Source organism: Nocardia implantans (genome assembly GCF_035544775.1).
GTDB lineage: Bacteria > Actinomycetota > Actinomycetes > Mycobacteriales > Mycobacteriaceae > Nocardia > Nocardia implantans.
The window spans coordinates 436,760-450,778 of sequence record NZ_JAYKYQ010000006.1; the positions used below are offsets into that span (position 1 = coordinate 436,760).

The 14,019-nt window shown below is 68.8% G+C and carries 17 protein-coding genes; 3 read left to right on the top strand and 14 right to left on the bottom strand.

The annotated features are described in order from the left end of the window. Window positions 1-2: 2 nt before the first annotated feature. The 8 genes from rpsC to rpsJ are packed head-to-tail and all read right to left on the bottom strand — an operon-like array spanning window position 3 to window position 4,345. Window positions 3-797, bottom strand: coding sequence for a 30S ribosomal protein S3 (gene rpsC, locus U3653_RS17335; RefSeq protein WP_067808069.1), 795 nt, complete (start codon window positions 795-797; stop codon window positions 3-5). Beyond that, entirely contained in the window at window positions 798-1,202 is a 405-nt protein-coding gene (gene rplV, locus U3653_RS17340; RefSeq protein WP_039795443.1) for a 50S ribosomal protein L22, read from the bottom strand. Beyond that, window positions 1,199-1,480: a 30S ribosomal protein S19 gene (gene rpsS / locus U3653_RS17345; protein ID WP_043719741.1), complete on the bottom strand. Its 282-nt coding sequence runs from the start codon at window positions 1,478-1,480 to the stop codon at window positions 1,199-1,201. The genes rplV and rpsS overlap by 4 nt, the downstream gene beginning before the upstream one ends. A 15-nt stretch (window positions 1,481-1,495) precedes the next feature. Beyond that, window positions 1,496-2,332, bottom strand: coding sequence for a 50S ribosomal protein L2 (rplB, locus tag U3653_RS17350; RefSeq protein WP_039795441.1), 837 nt, complete (start codon window positions 2,330-2,332; stop codon window positions 1,496-1,498). A gap of 33 nt (window positions 2,333-2,365) precedes the next feature. Further along, window positions 2,366-2,671, bottom strand: a complete 306-nt coding sequence (gene rplW, locus U3653_RS17355) for a 50S ribosomal protein L23 (protein ID WP_011207266.1) — start codon at window positions 2,669-2,671, stop codon at window positions 2,366-2,368. Further along, complete coding sequence (gene rplD, locus U3653_RS17360) at window positions 2,668-3,363, bottom strand: 50S ribosomal protein L4 (protein WP_195080339.1); 696 nt, start codon at window positions 3,361-3,363, stop codon at window positions 2,668-2,670. The genes rplW and rplD overlap by 4 nt, the downstream gene beginning before the upstream one ends. Beyond that, window positions 3,360-4,025 carry a 50S ribosomal protein L3 gene (rplC, locus tag U3653_RS17365; RefSeq protein ID WP_195080338.1) on the bottom strand — a complete coding sequence of 222 codons (666 nt, stop codon included), beginning with the start codon at window positions 4,023-4,025 and terminating at the stop codon, window positions 3,360-3,362. Before rplC ends, rplD begins: the two co-directional genes overlap by 4 nt. A 14-nt stretch (window positions 4,026-4,039) precedes the next feature. Further along, complete coding sequence (rpsJ, locus tag U3653_RS17370) at window positions 4,040-4,345, bottom strand: 30S ribosomal protein S10 (protein ID WP_003938093.1); 306 nt, start codon at window positions 4,343-4,345, stop codon at window positions 4,040-4,042. Between the two features lie 437 nt (window positions 4,346-4,782). Here rpsJ and U3653_RS17375 point away from each other — a divergent pair, with 437 nt between their 5' ends. Further along, entirely contained in the window at window positions 4,783-5,259 is a 477-nt protein-coding gene (locus tag U3653_RS17375) for a hotdog fold domain-containing protein (protein ID WP_195080337.1), read from the top strand. 68 nt (window positions 5,260-5,327) lie between these two features. Here the strand turns inward: U3653_RS17375 and U3653_RS17380 are convergent, their stop codons facing one another. Genes U3653_RS17380 through U3653_RS17390 form a run of 3 tightly spaced genes read right to left on the bottom strand, consistent with a single transcriptional unit; the run spans window position 5,328 to window position 7,983 of the window. Beyond that, on the bottom strand, window positions 5,328-5,978 hold the full coding sequence (locus U3653_RS17380) for an ATP-binding cassette domain-containing protein (protein WP_195080336.1): 651 nt from the start codon (window positions 5,976-5,978) through the stop codon (window positions 5,328-5,330). A 47-nt stretch (window positions 5,979-6,025) separates the two neighbouring features. Further along, on the bottom strand, window positions 6,026-6,961 hold the full coding sequence (locus tag U3653_RS17385; RefSeq protein ID WP_195080335.1) for a lipase family alpha/beta hydrolase: 936 nt from the start codon (window positions 6,959-6,961) through the stop codon (window positions 6,026-6,028). 17 nt (window positions 6,962-6,978) lie between these two features. Next, the gene (locus U3653_RS17390; protein ID WP_195080334.1) at window positions 6,979-7,983 is read right to left on the bottom strand and encodes an alpha/beta hydrolase; all 1,005 of its coding nucleotides are present in this window, start codon (window positions 7,981-7,983) and stop codon (window positions 6,979-6,981) included. 235 nt (window positions 7,984-8,218) lie between these two features. Here U3653_RS17390 and U3653_RS17395 point away from each other — a divergent pair, with 235 nt between their 5' ends. Then, window positions 8,219-9,415 (top strand): lycopene cyclase family protein, encoded by a 1,197-nt coding sequence (locus U3653_RS17395; RefSeq protein WP_195080333.1) that lies wholly within the window; start codon window positions 8,219-8,221, stop codon window positions 9,413-9,415. A gap of 24 nt (window positions 9,416-9,439) precedes the next feature. Here the strand turns inward: U3653_RS17395 and U3653_RS17400 are convergent, their stop codons facing one another. Genes U3653_RS17400 through U3653_RS17410 form a run of 3 tightly spaced genes read right to left on the bottom strand, consistent with a single transcriptional unit; the run spans window position 9,440 to window position 12,119 of the window. Next, window positions 9,440-10,318 carry an ABC transporter permease gene (locus tag U3653_RS17400; protein ID WP_195080332.1) on the bottom strand — a complete coding sequence of 293 codons (879 nt, stop codon included), beginning with the start codon at window positions 10,316-10,318 and terminating at the stop codon, window positions 9,440-9,442. Continuing rightward, a complete protein-coding gene (locus tag U3653_RS17405; protein WP_195080331.1) occupies window positions 10,315-11,139 on the bottom strand; it encodes an ABC transporter permease in 825 nt (274 codons plus the stop codon). The genes U3653_RS17400 and U3653_RS17405 overlap by 4 nt, the downstream gene beginning before the upstream one ends. Further along, window positions 11,136-12,119 (bottom strand): ATP-binding cassette domain-containing protein, encoded by a 984-nt coding sequence (locus U3653_RS17410; protein ID WP_159850590.1) that lies wholly within the window; start codon window positions 12,117-12,119, stop codon window positions 11,136-11,138. The genes U3653_RS17405 and U3653_RS17410 overlap by 4 nt, the downstream gene beginning before the upstream one ends. Before the next feature lie 365 nt (window positions 12,120-12,484). Here U3653_RS17410 and U3653_RS17415 point away from each other — a divergent pair, with 365 nt between their 5' ends. Then, entirely contained in the window at window positions 12,485-14,011 is a 1,527-nt protein-coding gene (locus tag U3653_RS17415) for an aldehyde dehydrogenase family protein (protein WP_195080612.1), read from the top strand. Window positions 14,012-14,019 lie beyond the last annotated feature (8 nt).

A 14,019-nucleotide genomic window follows, 5' to 3' on the forward strand; every position in this document is an offset into this window, starting at 1 on the left:
CGTCAGCCCTCCTGTGTCTCTGCCGGAGCGTCGGCCACCGCGGTGGCGGCGCGCCCGGCCTCGGTGCTGGTCGCCGTGGTGCCGGTCGAACCGGACCGACGCGGGCGGCTCGGCCGCTCCCGGCGCGGACGCTCGGGCGCGGCGGCAGCGGCGGCGAGCTCACGCTTGCCACCGACGATGTCGCCCTTGTAGATCCAGACCTTCACGCCGATGCGACCGAAGGTGGTCTTGGCCTCGTAGAGGCCGTAGTCGATGTCGGCGCGCAGCGTGTGCAGCGGCACCCGACCCTCGCGGTAGAACTCCGAGCGCGACATTTCGGCGCCGCCGAGACGGCCCGAGCACTGCACACGGATGCCCTTGACGTTCGGCGAACGCATGGCCGACTGGATGGCCTTGCGCATCGCGCGACGGAACGCCACACGGTTGGACAGCTGCTCGGCGACGGCCTGGGCCACCAGCTGCGCATCCGACTCGGGGTTCTTCACCTCGAGGATGTTCAGCTGCACCTGCTTGCCGGTGAGCTTCTCCAGCTCGGCGCGGATGCGGTCGGCCTCGGCGCCGCGGCGGCCGATCACGATGCCCGGACGCGCGGTGTGGATGTCCACCCGCACGCGGTCACGGGTGCGCTCGATCTCGACCTTGGCGATGCCGGCCCGCTCCATGCCGGTGGCCAGCAGCTTACGGATCGCGACGTCTTCCTTCACGTAGTCCGCGTACTGCTTGTCCGCGTACCAACGCGATTTCCAGTCGGTGGTGATACCGAGGCGGAAGCCGTGGGGGTTGATCTTCTGTCCCATTTACTTTGCCCCTCCCTTCCGGCGGTTACGAGTGGCTCCACCGGCGGTGGGGATGCTCTCGACCTCGATGGTGATGTGGCTGGTGCGCTTGCGGATGCGGAACGCACGGCCCTGGGCACGCGGCTGGAACCGCTTCAGGGTGGCGCCCTCGTCGACGTACGCCGTCGAGATGACCAGCGTGGCCGGGTTCAGGCCGAGGTTGTTCTCGGCGTTGGCCGCGGCGCTGGCGACGACCTTGGCGACCGGCTCGCTCGCGGCCTGGGGCGCGAACTTCAGCAGGGCGAGGGCATCCTCGACGCGCTTGCCGCGGACCAGGTCCACGACCCGGCGTGCCTTCATCGGGGTGACGCGAACGTGCTTGGCGGTCGCGCGCGCAGTCGGGTTCTGAGTCTCGGTCGTCGTCATCGCCGCTTGCTCTTCCGGTCTTCCTTGACGTGGCTCTTGAACGTCCTGGTCGGCGCGAACTCACCGAGCTTGTGCCCGACCATGTTGTCCGAGATGAACACCGGCACGTGCTTGCGGCCGTCGTGCACCGCGAACGTGTGCCCGATGAAATCGGGGATGATGGTCGAACGACGCGACCAGGTCTTGATGACCTGCTTGGTGCCCTTCTCGTTCTGCACGTCCACCTTCTTCAGGAGGTGGTCGTCGACGAACGGGCCTTTCTTGAGGCTGCGTGGCATTTCTTACCTCCTCCTTCAGCGCTTCTTGCCGGTCTTGCGACGGCGGACGATGAGCTTGTCGCTCGGACGGTTGGGCTTGCGGGTGCGGCCTTCCGGCTGACCCCACGGCGAGACCGGGTGGCGACCACCGGAGGTCTTGCCCTCACCACCACCATGCGGGTGGTCGACCGGGTTCATGACGACACCACGGACCGTGGGGCGGCGGCCCTTCCAGCGCATACGGCCGGCCTTGCCCCAGTTGATGTTCGACTGCTCGGCGTTGCCGACCTCGCCGACGGTGGCGCGGCAGCGCACGTCGACGCGACGGATCTCACCGGAGGGCATACGCAGCGTGGCGTAGGGGCCTTCCTTGCCCAGCAGCTGGATGCTCATGCCGGCCGAGCGGGCCAGCTTGGCGCCGCCGCCCGGACGCAGCTCCACCGCGTGGATGGTGGTACCGGTCGGGATGTTGCGCAGCGGCAGGTTGTTGCCCGGCTTGATGTCGGCCGTCGGGCCGGACTCGATGCGGGTGCCCTGTGTCACGCCCTTGGGGGCGATGATGTAGCGCTTCTCGCCGTCCACGAAGTGCAGCAGCGCGATGTTGGCGGTGCGGTTCGGGTCGTACTCGATGTGCGCGACCTTGGCCGGGATCCCGTCCTTGTCCAGGCGACGGAAGTCGATCAGGCGGTAGGCGCGCTTGTGCCCGCCACCGCGGTGCCGGGTGGTGATCCGGCCGTGGGCGTTGCGGCCGCCGGACTTGGTCAGCGGGCGCAGCAGCGACTTCTCCGGGGTCGACCGGGTGATCTCGGCGAAGTCCGAGACGCTGGAGCCGCGACGGCCCGGCGTAGTCGGCTTGTACTTACGGATTGCCATGAGTTCTTCTCTGCTTTCTGGACTCCCGGGCGCTTACGCGACCGGGCCTCCGAAGATCTCGATGGGCTTGCTGTCGGCCGAGATGGTCACGAGCGCGCGCTTGGTGTTCTTGCGCTTGCCGTAACCGAAGCGGGTCCGCTTGCGCTTGCCCTGACGGTTGGCGGTGTTGACGCTGGTCACCTTCACACCGAAGACCTTCTCCACGGCGATCTTGATCTGCGTCTTGTTCGAGTCCGGGTGCACCAGGAAGGTGTAGGTGCCTTCCTCGATCAGTCCGTAGGACTTCTCGGAGATGACCGGCGCCAGCAGAATGTCGCGGGGGTCGGCGATGGTGGTCACTTGCTCTCCTCCTGTGCAATCGCCGCAGTGTCTTGCGGAGACTCCGCGGGGCCGTGCACGAACGCGTTGAGCGCCTCGACGCTGAACACCACGTCGTCGCTGTTGAGCACGTCGTAGGTGTTGAGCTGGTCGGGAGCGATCGGGTGCACGTTCTGCAGGTTCGCCACGCTCTTCCACGCGGCGACGTCCTCGCGGCCCACCACGACCAGGAACTTCTTGCGGTCCGACAGCTCGGCCAGGAAGCTCTTGGCGGTCTTGGTGGACGGGGTCTGCCCGGCCACCAGTTCGGTGATCACGTGGATGCGCTCGTTGCGCGCCCGGTCGGACAGGGCGCCACGCAGGGCGGCGGCCTTCATCTTCTTGGGCAGGCGCTGGGTGTAGTCGCGCGGCTGCGGGCCGTGCACGGTGCCACCGCCGGTGAACTGCGGCGCGCGGGTCGAACCCTGGCGGGCGCGACCGGTGCCCTTCTGCCGGTACGGCTTCTTGCCGCCGCCGGAGACCTGGCCACGGGTCTTCGTCGCGTGCGTGCCCTGGCGGGCCGCGGCCTGCTGGGCCACGACGACCTGGTGCATCAGCGCGATGTTGGCGGTCACGTCGAAGATCTCCGCGGGGAGGTCGACGGTGCCGTTGGTCTTGCCGCCGATCTCCTTGACCGGCAGCGTCAGGTTGGCCTTCTTCTCGAGGCTCGTCATGCGTGCGCACCACCCTTCACGGCGCTCTTGACGATCACGACGCCGCCCTTGCGACCCGGGATCGCTCCCTTGATCAGCAGCAGGCCGTTCTCGGCGTCCACCTTGTGCACCGACAGGTTCTGCGTGGTGACCCGGTCGTTACCCATCCGGCCCGACATGCGCATGCCCTTGAACACGCGGCCGGGAGTGGCGCAGCCACCGATCGAACCCGGACGGCGGTGCACGGCCTGCGCACCGTGCGAGGCGCCCTGGCCACGGAAGCCGTGGCGCTTCATGGTGCCCGCGAAGCCCTTGCCCTTGCTGGTGCCGGTGACGTCGACGTAGGTGCCCTCTTCGAACACGTCGGCGTTGATCTCCTGGCCGACCTCGAAGGTGGAGGCGTCCGCGACGCGGATCTCGGCGACGTGGCGGCGCGGGGTGACCCCGGCCTTGGTGAACTGACCGGAGACCGGCTTGGTCACCTTGCGCGGGTCGATGGCGCCGAAGGCGACCTGGACGGCGCTGTAGCCGTCGCGCTCCACGGTGCGGATCTGGGTGACGACGTTCGGCCCGGCCTTGATGACGGTCACGGGCACGACACGGTTGTTGTCGTCGAAGACCTGGGTCATGCCGAGCTTGGTGCCCAGGATGCCGGCGGCAGGCCTGTTCTTGTTGTCAGTCATGTCTCGAGTCCCCGTCACTGAATGTTGACGTCGACGCTGGCCGGCAGGTCGATGCGCATGAGCGCGTCCACCGTCTTCGGCGTCGGGTCGAGGATGTCGATAAGGCGCTTGTGCGTACGCATCTCGAAGTGCTCGCGCGAGTCCTTGTACTTGTGCGGCGAACGGATGACGCAGTACACGTTCTTCTCGGTCGGCAACGGCACCGGGCCGACGACGCGTGCCCCGGTGCGGGTCACCGTCTCCACGATCTTGCGCGCCGAAGCGTCGATCGCCTCGTGGTCATAGGCCTTGAGCCTGATGCGGATCTTTTGTCCCGCCACGCTAAGTGTCCTTTTCTCCGCTTTCCTTCGTGATCCGAAGCCCGGCTACACCAGTCCTCTGGACCACCCTCATTTGCACAGCCCGAACACACGAAGACGTCCCACACGGTGGAGACCATGACCGGGCATGCCCGATCCTCGCCGCTGTTCATCTGTCATGGTTCTCCGGTCCACGCGGTCGGGCGTGTCGCCCGTCCGCTCATTCCTCGGCCTCGGATCGCAACGTATCTCAGACCTGGAACACTGTCCCGGACGTACCCACGCCAGAAACCCGGCGAGGTACACGATGGGTACTGCTCGCCCTGCCCGACCAGCAGTTTCACGGAGAAACAGGCATGGCCCGGTGCAAGGCAACCCGAACAGTATGCACGACCCCCGTGGGCCACTTCAAATCAGTGGGGCCCGAGACAAACTTACTTCTGAGTAAGATAGCCGCCATGACGAAAGAGACCGTGACCTATCGCGGCTGGAAGAAGCTGCCGGACAACCGGCTGGGACATGCCCTGTTCTCGCTGGGAATGGTGGCCAGGGTGCCGTACTTCGGTACCGTGCTGCCGAACGTGGTCCGGCTCGAACCGGGGTTGTGCGAGGTCACCTCGCCCAAATGGTTCGGCATCCACAACCATCTGGGCACTTTCCACGCCATCGCGGCGTGCAACCTGGCCGAGGTGGCGATGGGCATGCTCAGCGAGGCGACCGTGCCCGCGACGCACCGGTGGATCCCCAAGGCGATGAACGTGCGGTACCTGGCCAAGGCGGAGACCGGACTGCGGGCGGTCGCGAAGCTGGCCGAGATTCCCGACTTCGCGAGCATCACCGAGGGCCGCGAGCTGGTGGTGCCGGTGTCGATCTACGACAAGCACGGCTTGGAAGTGGTGCACGCCGATATCACGACCTGGGTCACGCCCAAGTAGTCACCGGCGACCCCCGCGCGGCCGGTCCCGCCGACGCTTCGGCTCCTACTGCGCGGGAGCGGGTTCGTTCACCCCGCGACGACACGGCCCCGATCGATGCGCAGGATGTGCTCGGCGCATCCGGCGAGATCGTCTTCCAGGCAAGCCGAGACGACGATCGTCATGTCCTGCCGCGCCAGAGCGCGCAGCATTCCGGCCAGGTAGCGACGGCCGTCGTCGTCCAAGTCGGCCATGGGATTGTCGAGCACGAGCGCCGTCGTACCGGCGGCGAGCGCTTTGGCCAGGCCGAGCCATTTCTTCTCGCTGCGGGACAGCCGCAGCACGGGCGTGGCCGAGGACGCCGCCAAGCGCGCGAGATGCAATGCCCGATCGACCAGTTCCTCGGCCGCGTCCCCGCTGTGCCCCGCGACCTTCGCCGAGAACTCCACCACCTCGGCGACCGACCAGGTCTCGCTGCCCTCGTACACGTCGGGGACCCAGCCGACCCTGGCGCGGACCGCCCACGGCTCGACGCTCGGATCCGCGTCCTCCACGCGCAGCCGCCCCCGGTGCGGCCGTAACTGGCCGGCGAGCATCGACAGCAGCGTCGTCTTCCCCGCGCCGTTCGGCCCGACCACCGCGGTGACCCGGCCCGCGGGGGCACGGAACGTCACGTCGTCGACCACCGCGACGCCGGCGTATTCGCGGCGCAGCCCGCTACAGGTGATGCCGAGGGCCACCGCGGTTCTCCATCTCGTCTCGTGATCTCATCCGGCCGCAGGTGCGCTCAGCAGGGCAGCGTCCGCCGATCTCCGGCCAGCGCGGAGAGCACGGCGGCGGTGGCGCGCGGGTCTTCGAGCATGCCGCTGTGGTCGGCCGCGTCGCCGGGGCATCCGTCCTGCAGCCACACGTTGCGGTCGGCGGGGGCGGGTGCGGCCAGCAGGGCGGTGTCCTGCGGCGTGATCACCTGGTCGGCGCGGGAGGCGATGGCCGTGTACCGGGGACCCGGCACGGTCTCGCCTCCCGCGTTCAGCCGGTTCAGCAGCGGTGACCCGACCACTTGCTGCTGCCCCGGAGTCCCGAAGACCTGGGCGGCGATCTGCGCGTCCCCCAAGCCGAGCGCGGCCAGGTCCGGATAGCCGGCGCGCAATCCGCCCCAGGTAGTGCCGCGATACGGGGTGCCGAGCGTCACCACCTGGGACACCGCATCGCCGCCGCGGGCGCGCAGATACTGCCGGATCACGGTGCCGCCGGTGGAGTGGCCGACCAGCGCCACCCGGCTCGCGCCCGTAGCCTCCCGCACGGACCGCACGACCTCGGCGAGCTCGCCCGCCATCCGGTCGATGTCGGCCACGCCGTAGACCGCGCGGCCCAGCAGTGCGGCGCCGATCGGCCCGATGCCGGTGGAACTGGAGCCGCTCTGCCCGCTCACCGCGTCGACCACGCCGGGCGCGGCGCCGATGTTCGCGGCGAACACGCAATGCCCCTCGGCTCGGATGGCGGGGGCGAGCAGCGGGAAGCTGCGGCCGATATCGGTGCCGGAGCCGTGCACGAGCACCACCGGCTCCGGTCGCGCCGGTGTCGGCTCGCAGGTCCAGTCGTTGGCGCCGTCCAGCGCCGGTGTCTCCGGTGCGGCGGCCGCGCTCGGCGCGTGGGACAGCGCCACGCAGGCCGCGGCCATCATGAGGCCGACGACGCGCGCGGCCCTGGTACGAACAGTCATCTCGAATTCCCGACCGATCAGATTCCCAATCCAGCGGCCAGCGTCGGCCAGGAATCCTTCAGCGCGTCCTCCCAGTAGCCCCAGGAATGAGTTCCTTCCGGGCGGAAGTTGTAGCGCGCGGGGATACCGAGGCTGTCGAGCCGGTCTTTCATGTTGTGTGAGCAGTAATTGGTGGCCGCTTCGATCACGCCGCCGACGACCAGTTGATTCGCGAAACCCCATGGGCCGTTCAGCGAGTATTTGCCGCCGTATCGGTCGTAGACGCCGGGCATGCCATTACCGCTGGCGATGTAGATGGATTTTCCGCGCAATCCCTCCGCCTGCACGTAAGGATCATTGGCCGCCCATTGCGGTGCGCCGGCGGGACCCCACATGTTGTCCAGCTCCGCCAGTCCCCATTCCTCGACGGTGAGCCGGACGAACTCGCGGCCGACCGGATCGCTGGTCTGCGCGCAACCGCTGTAGGCCGCGACGCTGGAGAACAACCCGCCCGTGGTCGCGGCGAGGGCGAGCGTCGTGGTCCCCGACATCGAGAAGCCCGCGAGCGCGTTGCGCCCGCTGGTCCCGAGGTACGCGTCGATGAGCGGGGGCAGTTCGCTGCTCAGGAAGGTGCGCCATTTCTGGCGGCCCAGTCTGGCGTCGTCCTTCTCCCAGTCCGCGTAGTAGCTGAACATGCCGCCGATCGGCGTGACCGCGTGCACGTTCTTGTCCGCGAGGAATTGCATGGCGTCGGTCTTCGTTGCCCAGGTGGAGCCGTCGACGCCACCGGCCGCGCCGAGCAGCAGATACAGCACCGGCCGTGGCACGCTCGTGTCCGCGGCGCGCTGCACCTCCACCGGAATGTCGATATCCATCGCGGCGGAATGCACCGTCAATGTCAGGCTCCGCGCATTGTGCTCCTGCACGGAAACAATGGAAGACTCCGCCGGCGCGGCCGAGGCCTGCGTCGAAATCATCGCCGACGCGGCGGCCACGGCGACGACCGCCGACAACATCAGCCGGCGGAGGTGGCTTCCTCTCATGACTCCCCTTATCCCGAATCCCGGTACGCCTCGCGTTCCGAGCTCAGGCTAGGGTCTGTCCCGAGCCGATTCACGACTGAAGTTGCTGGGCCACCAATTCTGGGGGCAGGCATCGAAAAGCGGAATTATCGTTGCTCCATATCGATCCGATCCCGAAATAGCGAGCCCCCGATTCCTTGGGCCCAGGAGCGCGGAATAGTTGCGCTGCCGTCGTCCCAACGGATTGAATGCCCGTATGGGTGTCAGCGCGGACCGGGAAGTCGATGTGTGCGTGGTCGGGCTCGGTCCCACCGGGCGGGCGCTCGCGCACCGCGCCATGAACGCCGGGCTGTCGGTGACCGCGATCGACCCACGCCCGGAACGGCTGTGGCCGCCCACCTTCTCCTGCTGGGTGGACGAGCTGCCGCGATGGCTGCCCGCCACGGCGATCGCGACGACCATCCCGGCGCCGACGGTATGGACGAAGACCGAGCATCGCATCGAGCGTCCCTACTGCGTGCTGTCCAAACCGGGCCTGCGGGCGGCACTGCCGCTCGATGACGCCACCGTCGTCGCGGGCCGCGCCACGCGGGTGGACGCGCACGAGGTCGAACTCGCCGACGGCGCGGTGCACCGGGCGGCGGCGGTGTTCGACGCCCGTGGGCTGCCCTCGCTGGGACGCCGCAGGGCGGCGAGCGCGCACGGCATCTTCGTCGACGCCGAGACCGCCGCCCCGATGATCACCGAGGGCGAGGGCTTGCTGCTGGACTGGCGGCCGGAGAACGGCGCGGGCCCGGACGAGCCGCCGTCGTTCCTCTACGCGGTGCCGCTCGGCGACGGCACGGTGATCTTCGAGGAGACCAGCCTCGGTCTCCGGGGCGGCATGCCGCAGCACGAACTGCGTAAACGCACGCTCGCGCGGCTGGCCGCGCACGGCATCCGGCTCAACGGCGCCGAACCGAGCGAGGCGGCGCACTACCCGCTGGACCAGCCGCCGCCGCGCAGAGGCGAGGCGCGCGCGATTCCGTTCGGTTCGCGCGGCGGCATGATGCACCCGTGCACCGGCTACAGCGTCGCCGACTCGTTGGCGCTGGTGGACACCGCGGTCGCCGCGCTGATGGAAGGCCGCGACCCGATCGCCGCGCTCTGGCCGCCGCGCGCGCGACTGGTGTATTGGATGCGGATGCGCGGCCTCTACGGCCTCGGCAGGCTCACCACCGAGCAGTCCGTCGCCATGTTCGACGCGTTCTTCAGCGCGTCACCGCGCGGTCAGCGCGCTCTGCTGTCCGCCCACGACGACTACGCGGCGCTCGGCGCGGTGCTGTTCAACACGGTCGCGCACACCTGGCCGTTCCGCTGGCGCTACGACCTGGTCGGCTGGACCAACCGCGACCGCTGGCTGGACTACGACTTCGCCGAACCGCGGGAAGACGTCGTGCGCCGGATTGGCTGACCCGGCGGACGGCGACGTGGGTGGTTACGGCCCCGTCTCCGCGGCCCGCCGGTAACCCCTGATCGCGGGGTAGGCGAAGACGACGATCATCCCGATCGTCCAAGCCAGCGTCTCGAGCAGCGGGTCGGCGACCGCGCCGCCGTAGGACAACCCGCGCATCGCGTCGATCGCGCAACTCATCGGCTGATGCGCCACCACGTCCTGCAACCAGATCGGGTAGGCGAAGACCGGAACGAAACCCGAGTTGAAGAACATCAGCAGCGTGCTGATCATGCCGATGATGTTCACCAGCATGACGCCCTCGGACACGGTGGCCAGCGCGGTGACCAGCACGGCGAACGCCACCCCGAACAGCACCGGGATGCCGATCAGCGCCAGCCCCGCGAGCGGACCCTGCTCGAATCGGAAGCCGAGCAGCAGACCGACGGCGACGACGAACACCGTGGTCACCAGGACCCGGATGGCCTCGGCGAGCAACCGGCCGGTGAAGCCCGCCGCGCGGTGCACCGGCATCGTCCAGAACCGGCCGAGCAATCCGGTCATCTTCTCGGTCTTGAAGCCGAGTGCGCTGACCACCGCGCCGGACATCGCCGCGACCAGCGTCAGCAACGGGACCGTCCCGTACACGGCGGGCATGCCGGTCGCACCGGAGACGGGCTTGTTCAGCACGATGTAGAACATCACCAAGGTGAGCGCGGGATACACCAGCGTCTGGATGGTCGTCGCCGGATCACGCGCCCAGACCAGCAGCAGCCGCTTGCACTGGATCAGGCTCTGCACCACCCAGGTGACCAGCGAACCTTCCGGCTTCGCCCGGACCACGGGCAGCGGTTCGCTCGCGCGCACCTCCGCCTGCTCGGCCTGCGGCGCGGTGCGCTCCACGGTCGATTCCACCGAACTCATGACCGCCTCACACTCGCCCAGATCGCCAACGGGGTGAACACCGCCGCCAGCCCGATCAACCACACCAGCGGCACCCACAGCACCTGCCAGGTCACGCCGTCGGCCGCCATATCGCGCAACGCGAAGGAGAACTGGGAGATCGGCTGATTGCGCACGAACGGGCGAATCCATTCCGGGAAGTTGCGCTCGGGCACGAACCCGCAGGAAAGCATGCCGAAAATCAGCGTCGGCAGGGTCAGCGCCTGACTCAGCGACTCCGGGCTCTTGGTCAGACTGCCGAGCCCGTCTGCGCCGATCGCGAGCACCGTGCCGACCGCGAGGGAGAACGCGCAGAACAGCACGGCCTGGCCGGTGCCAGCGACGAAGCGGAAGCCGATCAGGTGCCCGAACAGCACCGCGGCGGTGAGCGAGGTCACCGAGCGGACCAGCCCGGCGCAGATGCGCGAGGTGAACGGCACCAGCGTCCCGATCGGCATGGTCTGCAGGCGGGTGCTCAGGCCGGTCATCGCCTCGAACGCGGCCAGCTGCGCGTTCGACATCATGGTGAAGGCCATGGTCTGCAACACGATGATCGGCATGACGTACTGGGCGTAGTCGACGCCCTGGATCTTCATCACATAGCGCAACGGCAGATAGAAGCCGAGGGTGAAGATCAGCGGCGTGACCGCGGCGACGATCAGCTCGCCCTTGGTCGCCATGGTGCGCACGATGCGGCCGGTCAGCGCGCGCCACTGCGCGAACGACGACAGCCGCGCCGCGGGCAGCTCGGCGAACAAGGTCACGTCGGCTCGGACGTGCTCCGGGGCGGTCGCAGCGGTCACGCTCGCCCGCCCGAGTGGCCGGTGATGGACAGGAACACGTCGTCGAGCGAGGGACGGCGCAGCGCGATGTCGGCCAGTTCCACGCCGGCGCTGTCGAGCCTGCGCAACGCCTCGGTCAGCGTGGCGGCTCCCTCCGGCGCCGGGATGGACAGCCGGTCACCGCCGTCGATGTCGGCCAGCACCGCGGGCGGCACCAGGTCGCCGAGGGCATAGGCGGCGGTGCGCAGCTTCTTCTGGTCCAGGGGGACGACCTCGCAGTAGCTGCCGCCGGTCTTCTCCTTGAGTTCGTCGGCGGTGCCCTCCGCGATCACCGTGCCCTTGTCGATGACGATGATGTTGTCGCTGAGCACGTCGGCTTCCTCCAGGTACTGCGTGGTCAGCAGCACCGTGATGCCCTGGGTCTTGAGCGCGGTCACCAGATCCCATACGCCCTGCCTGCTGCGCGGGTCCAGACCGGTGGTCGGCTCGTCCAGGAACACCACCTCGGGACGCACCACCAGGCCGCAGGCGATGTCCACGCGGCGGCGCATACCGCCCGAGTAGTGGCGCACGGCGCGGCGGCCCGCGCTCACCAGATCGAATTCCTCCAGCAGGGTGTCGGCGCGCTTGCGGGCCGCGGACTTGCCCAGGCCCATCAGCCTGCCGAACAGCTCCAGGTTCTCCCGGCCGGAGAGGTTCTCGTCCAGCGCCGCGTACTGACCGGTCATCATGATCGATCGGCGCACGCCCGCCGGGTCCTTCAGCACGTCGTGCCCGGCGACGACGGCGGTGCCCGAATCGGGGCGCAGCAGCGTGGACAGCACCTTCACCATGGTCGTCTTGCCCGCGCCGTTGGGCCCTAGGATGCCGAGCACGGAGGCGCGTTCGGCGACGAAGCTGACGCCCTGCAGCGCATGCACATCGCCGAACGACTTGCGGACGTCCGCTACCCGGACCGCAGGCTCACTCGCATGCGAATCTGCTTGGTTGGAACTCGGCATCAACTCTCCACTATCGGCCGGTGCGGCGACCAGGTCGCCCAGAGCGCAGGCGCACGCTCGGATTGGTGATCCGTCGCGCTCGGCGTGATGTTACCGGCCCGATCGCCCGGACTTCCGCGTCGCGTGAGGTACCCGCACCGAGGCACGCCCATTGTGTCCTTACTCACATTTCTCGCTGCCCGTTCGCCAGGCGAAGAATCGGCGCTGGTGAGCGCGATCCGGTACGGACGCCGAGCCGCGGCCGAGCCTTGTCGGTCCGCTGCGCGAGACCATAGTCTGCTTTGCGGGGGAAAACACTCACTCGTCCGCGGCTGTGGCCCCACTCAGCGGTCCGCAGGCTGGTTTCGACACTGCGAGAGGTGATCATGGCCGAGTCCGCGCAGTCACGGTTGGCGGCGCGTCCGGGCGGAACGGGCCCTGCGAACGTCCTGACGTCCTATGATCCGCGCACCGGCGAGGTCGTGGGCAACTACGCCGTGATGAGCGCGAGCGAACTGAATCGCGCGGTGCGCGCGGCCCGATCCGCCGAAAAGTGGTGGGCCGAACTCGGATTCAGCAGTCGCAAGCGGTGGCTGCTGGACTGGAAACGCGAGATCGCCCGGCGCTCCGGCGAATTGGTCACCCTACTGTGCGAGGAGACCGGCAAGCCGGTGGCCGACGCCGCGATCGAGGTGATGCTCGCGGTGGAGGACCTGGACTGGGCCGCGCGCAACGCGGGTCGCGCGCTGGGCAGGCGGCGCATCGGTTCCAACTGGCTCACCCGCAATCAGCGCGCCTCGGTCGGTTATCTGCCGCTGGGCGTCGTCGGAGTGCTCGGCCCGTGGAACAACCCGGTATTCACCCCGATGGGTTCGATCGCCTATGCGATGGCGGCGGGCAACGCCGTGGTGTTCAAGCCGCACGAGCTGACCACCGGCGTCGGCGTGTGGCTGGCCGACAGCTGGTCGCGGCTCGCGCCGAACCAGCCGGTGCTGCAAGTGGTCACGGGAGACAAGGCCACCGGGACCGCGCTGTGCCGGGCGAAGCTCGACAAGATCGCCTACGCCGGTTCCGAGGCGGGCGCGCGCGAGGTGATCTCGGTGTGCGCGCAGACCATGACGCCGGTCGTCGTCGAGCGCAGCGGCAAGGGCAGCATGGTCGTGCACGTCGACGCCAAGCTGGACGACGCCGCCGAGGCCGCCGTGTTCGGCGCGATGGCCAACGCCGGGCAGAACGCCACCGGCATCCAGCGCGCCTACGTCGCCCAGTCGGTCTACGACCGCTTCCTGGACCTGGTCGCGGACCAGGCGCGCAAGCTGCGGCCGGGCGCGGACCGGAAGGCGTCCTACGGCCCGATGATCATGGAGTCACAGGTCGAGGTGGTGCGCAGGCAGGTGCGCGACGCGGTGGCGCGCGGCGGCCGCGCGGTGGTCGGCGGGCTCGACTCCATCCGCGATCCCTACATCGAGCCGATCGTGCTGGCCGAGGTGCCCGAGGAGAGCATCGCGATCACCGGCGAGGGCATCGGCCCGGTGCTGATCGTGAACAAGGTGGCGAGCATGGACGAGGCCGCCGAGCGGATCAACGCGGTGGGCACCGACGTCGCGGTGTCGGTGTTCACCAGGGACGTGCACGAGATCGAAGCGTTCGCCGAGCAACTGCGCGTCGGTGTGGTGACCATCAACTCCTCGACCGCCTACGCGGGCATCCCCGCGCTGCCCTTCGGCGGCGTGGGCGAATACGGCCAGGGCCACAGCCACGGCGACCAGGGGCTGCGCGAGTTCAGCCGGACCCTGGCCATCACCCGCAAGCGGTACCAGGCGCCGGTGAACCTGTCCACGTTCGATCGGCACCCACGCCACCTCCGCCTGGCCAGGACGATCTTCCGCATCCGGCACGGCCGCCGCCCCTGAGCGCAGGG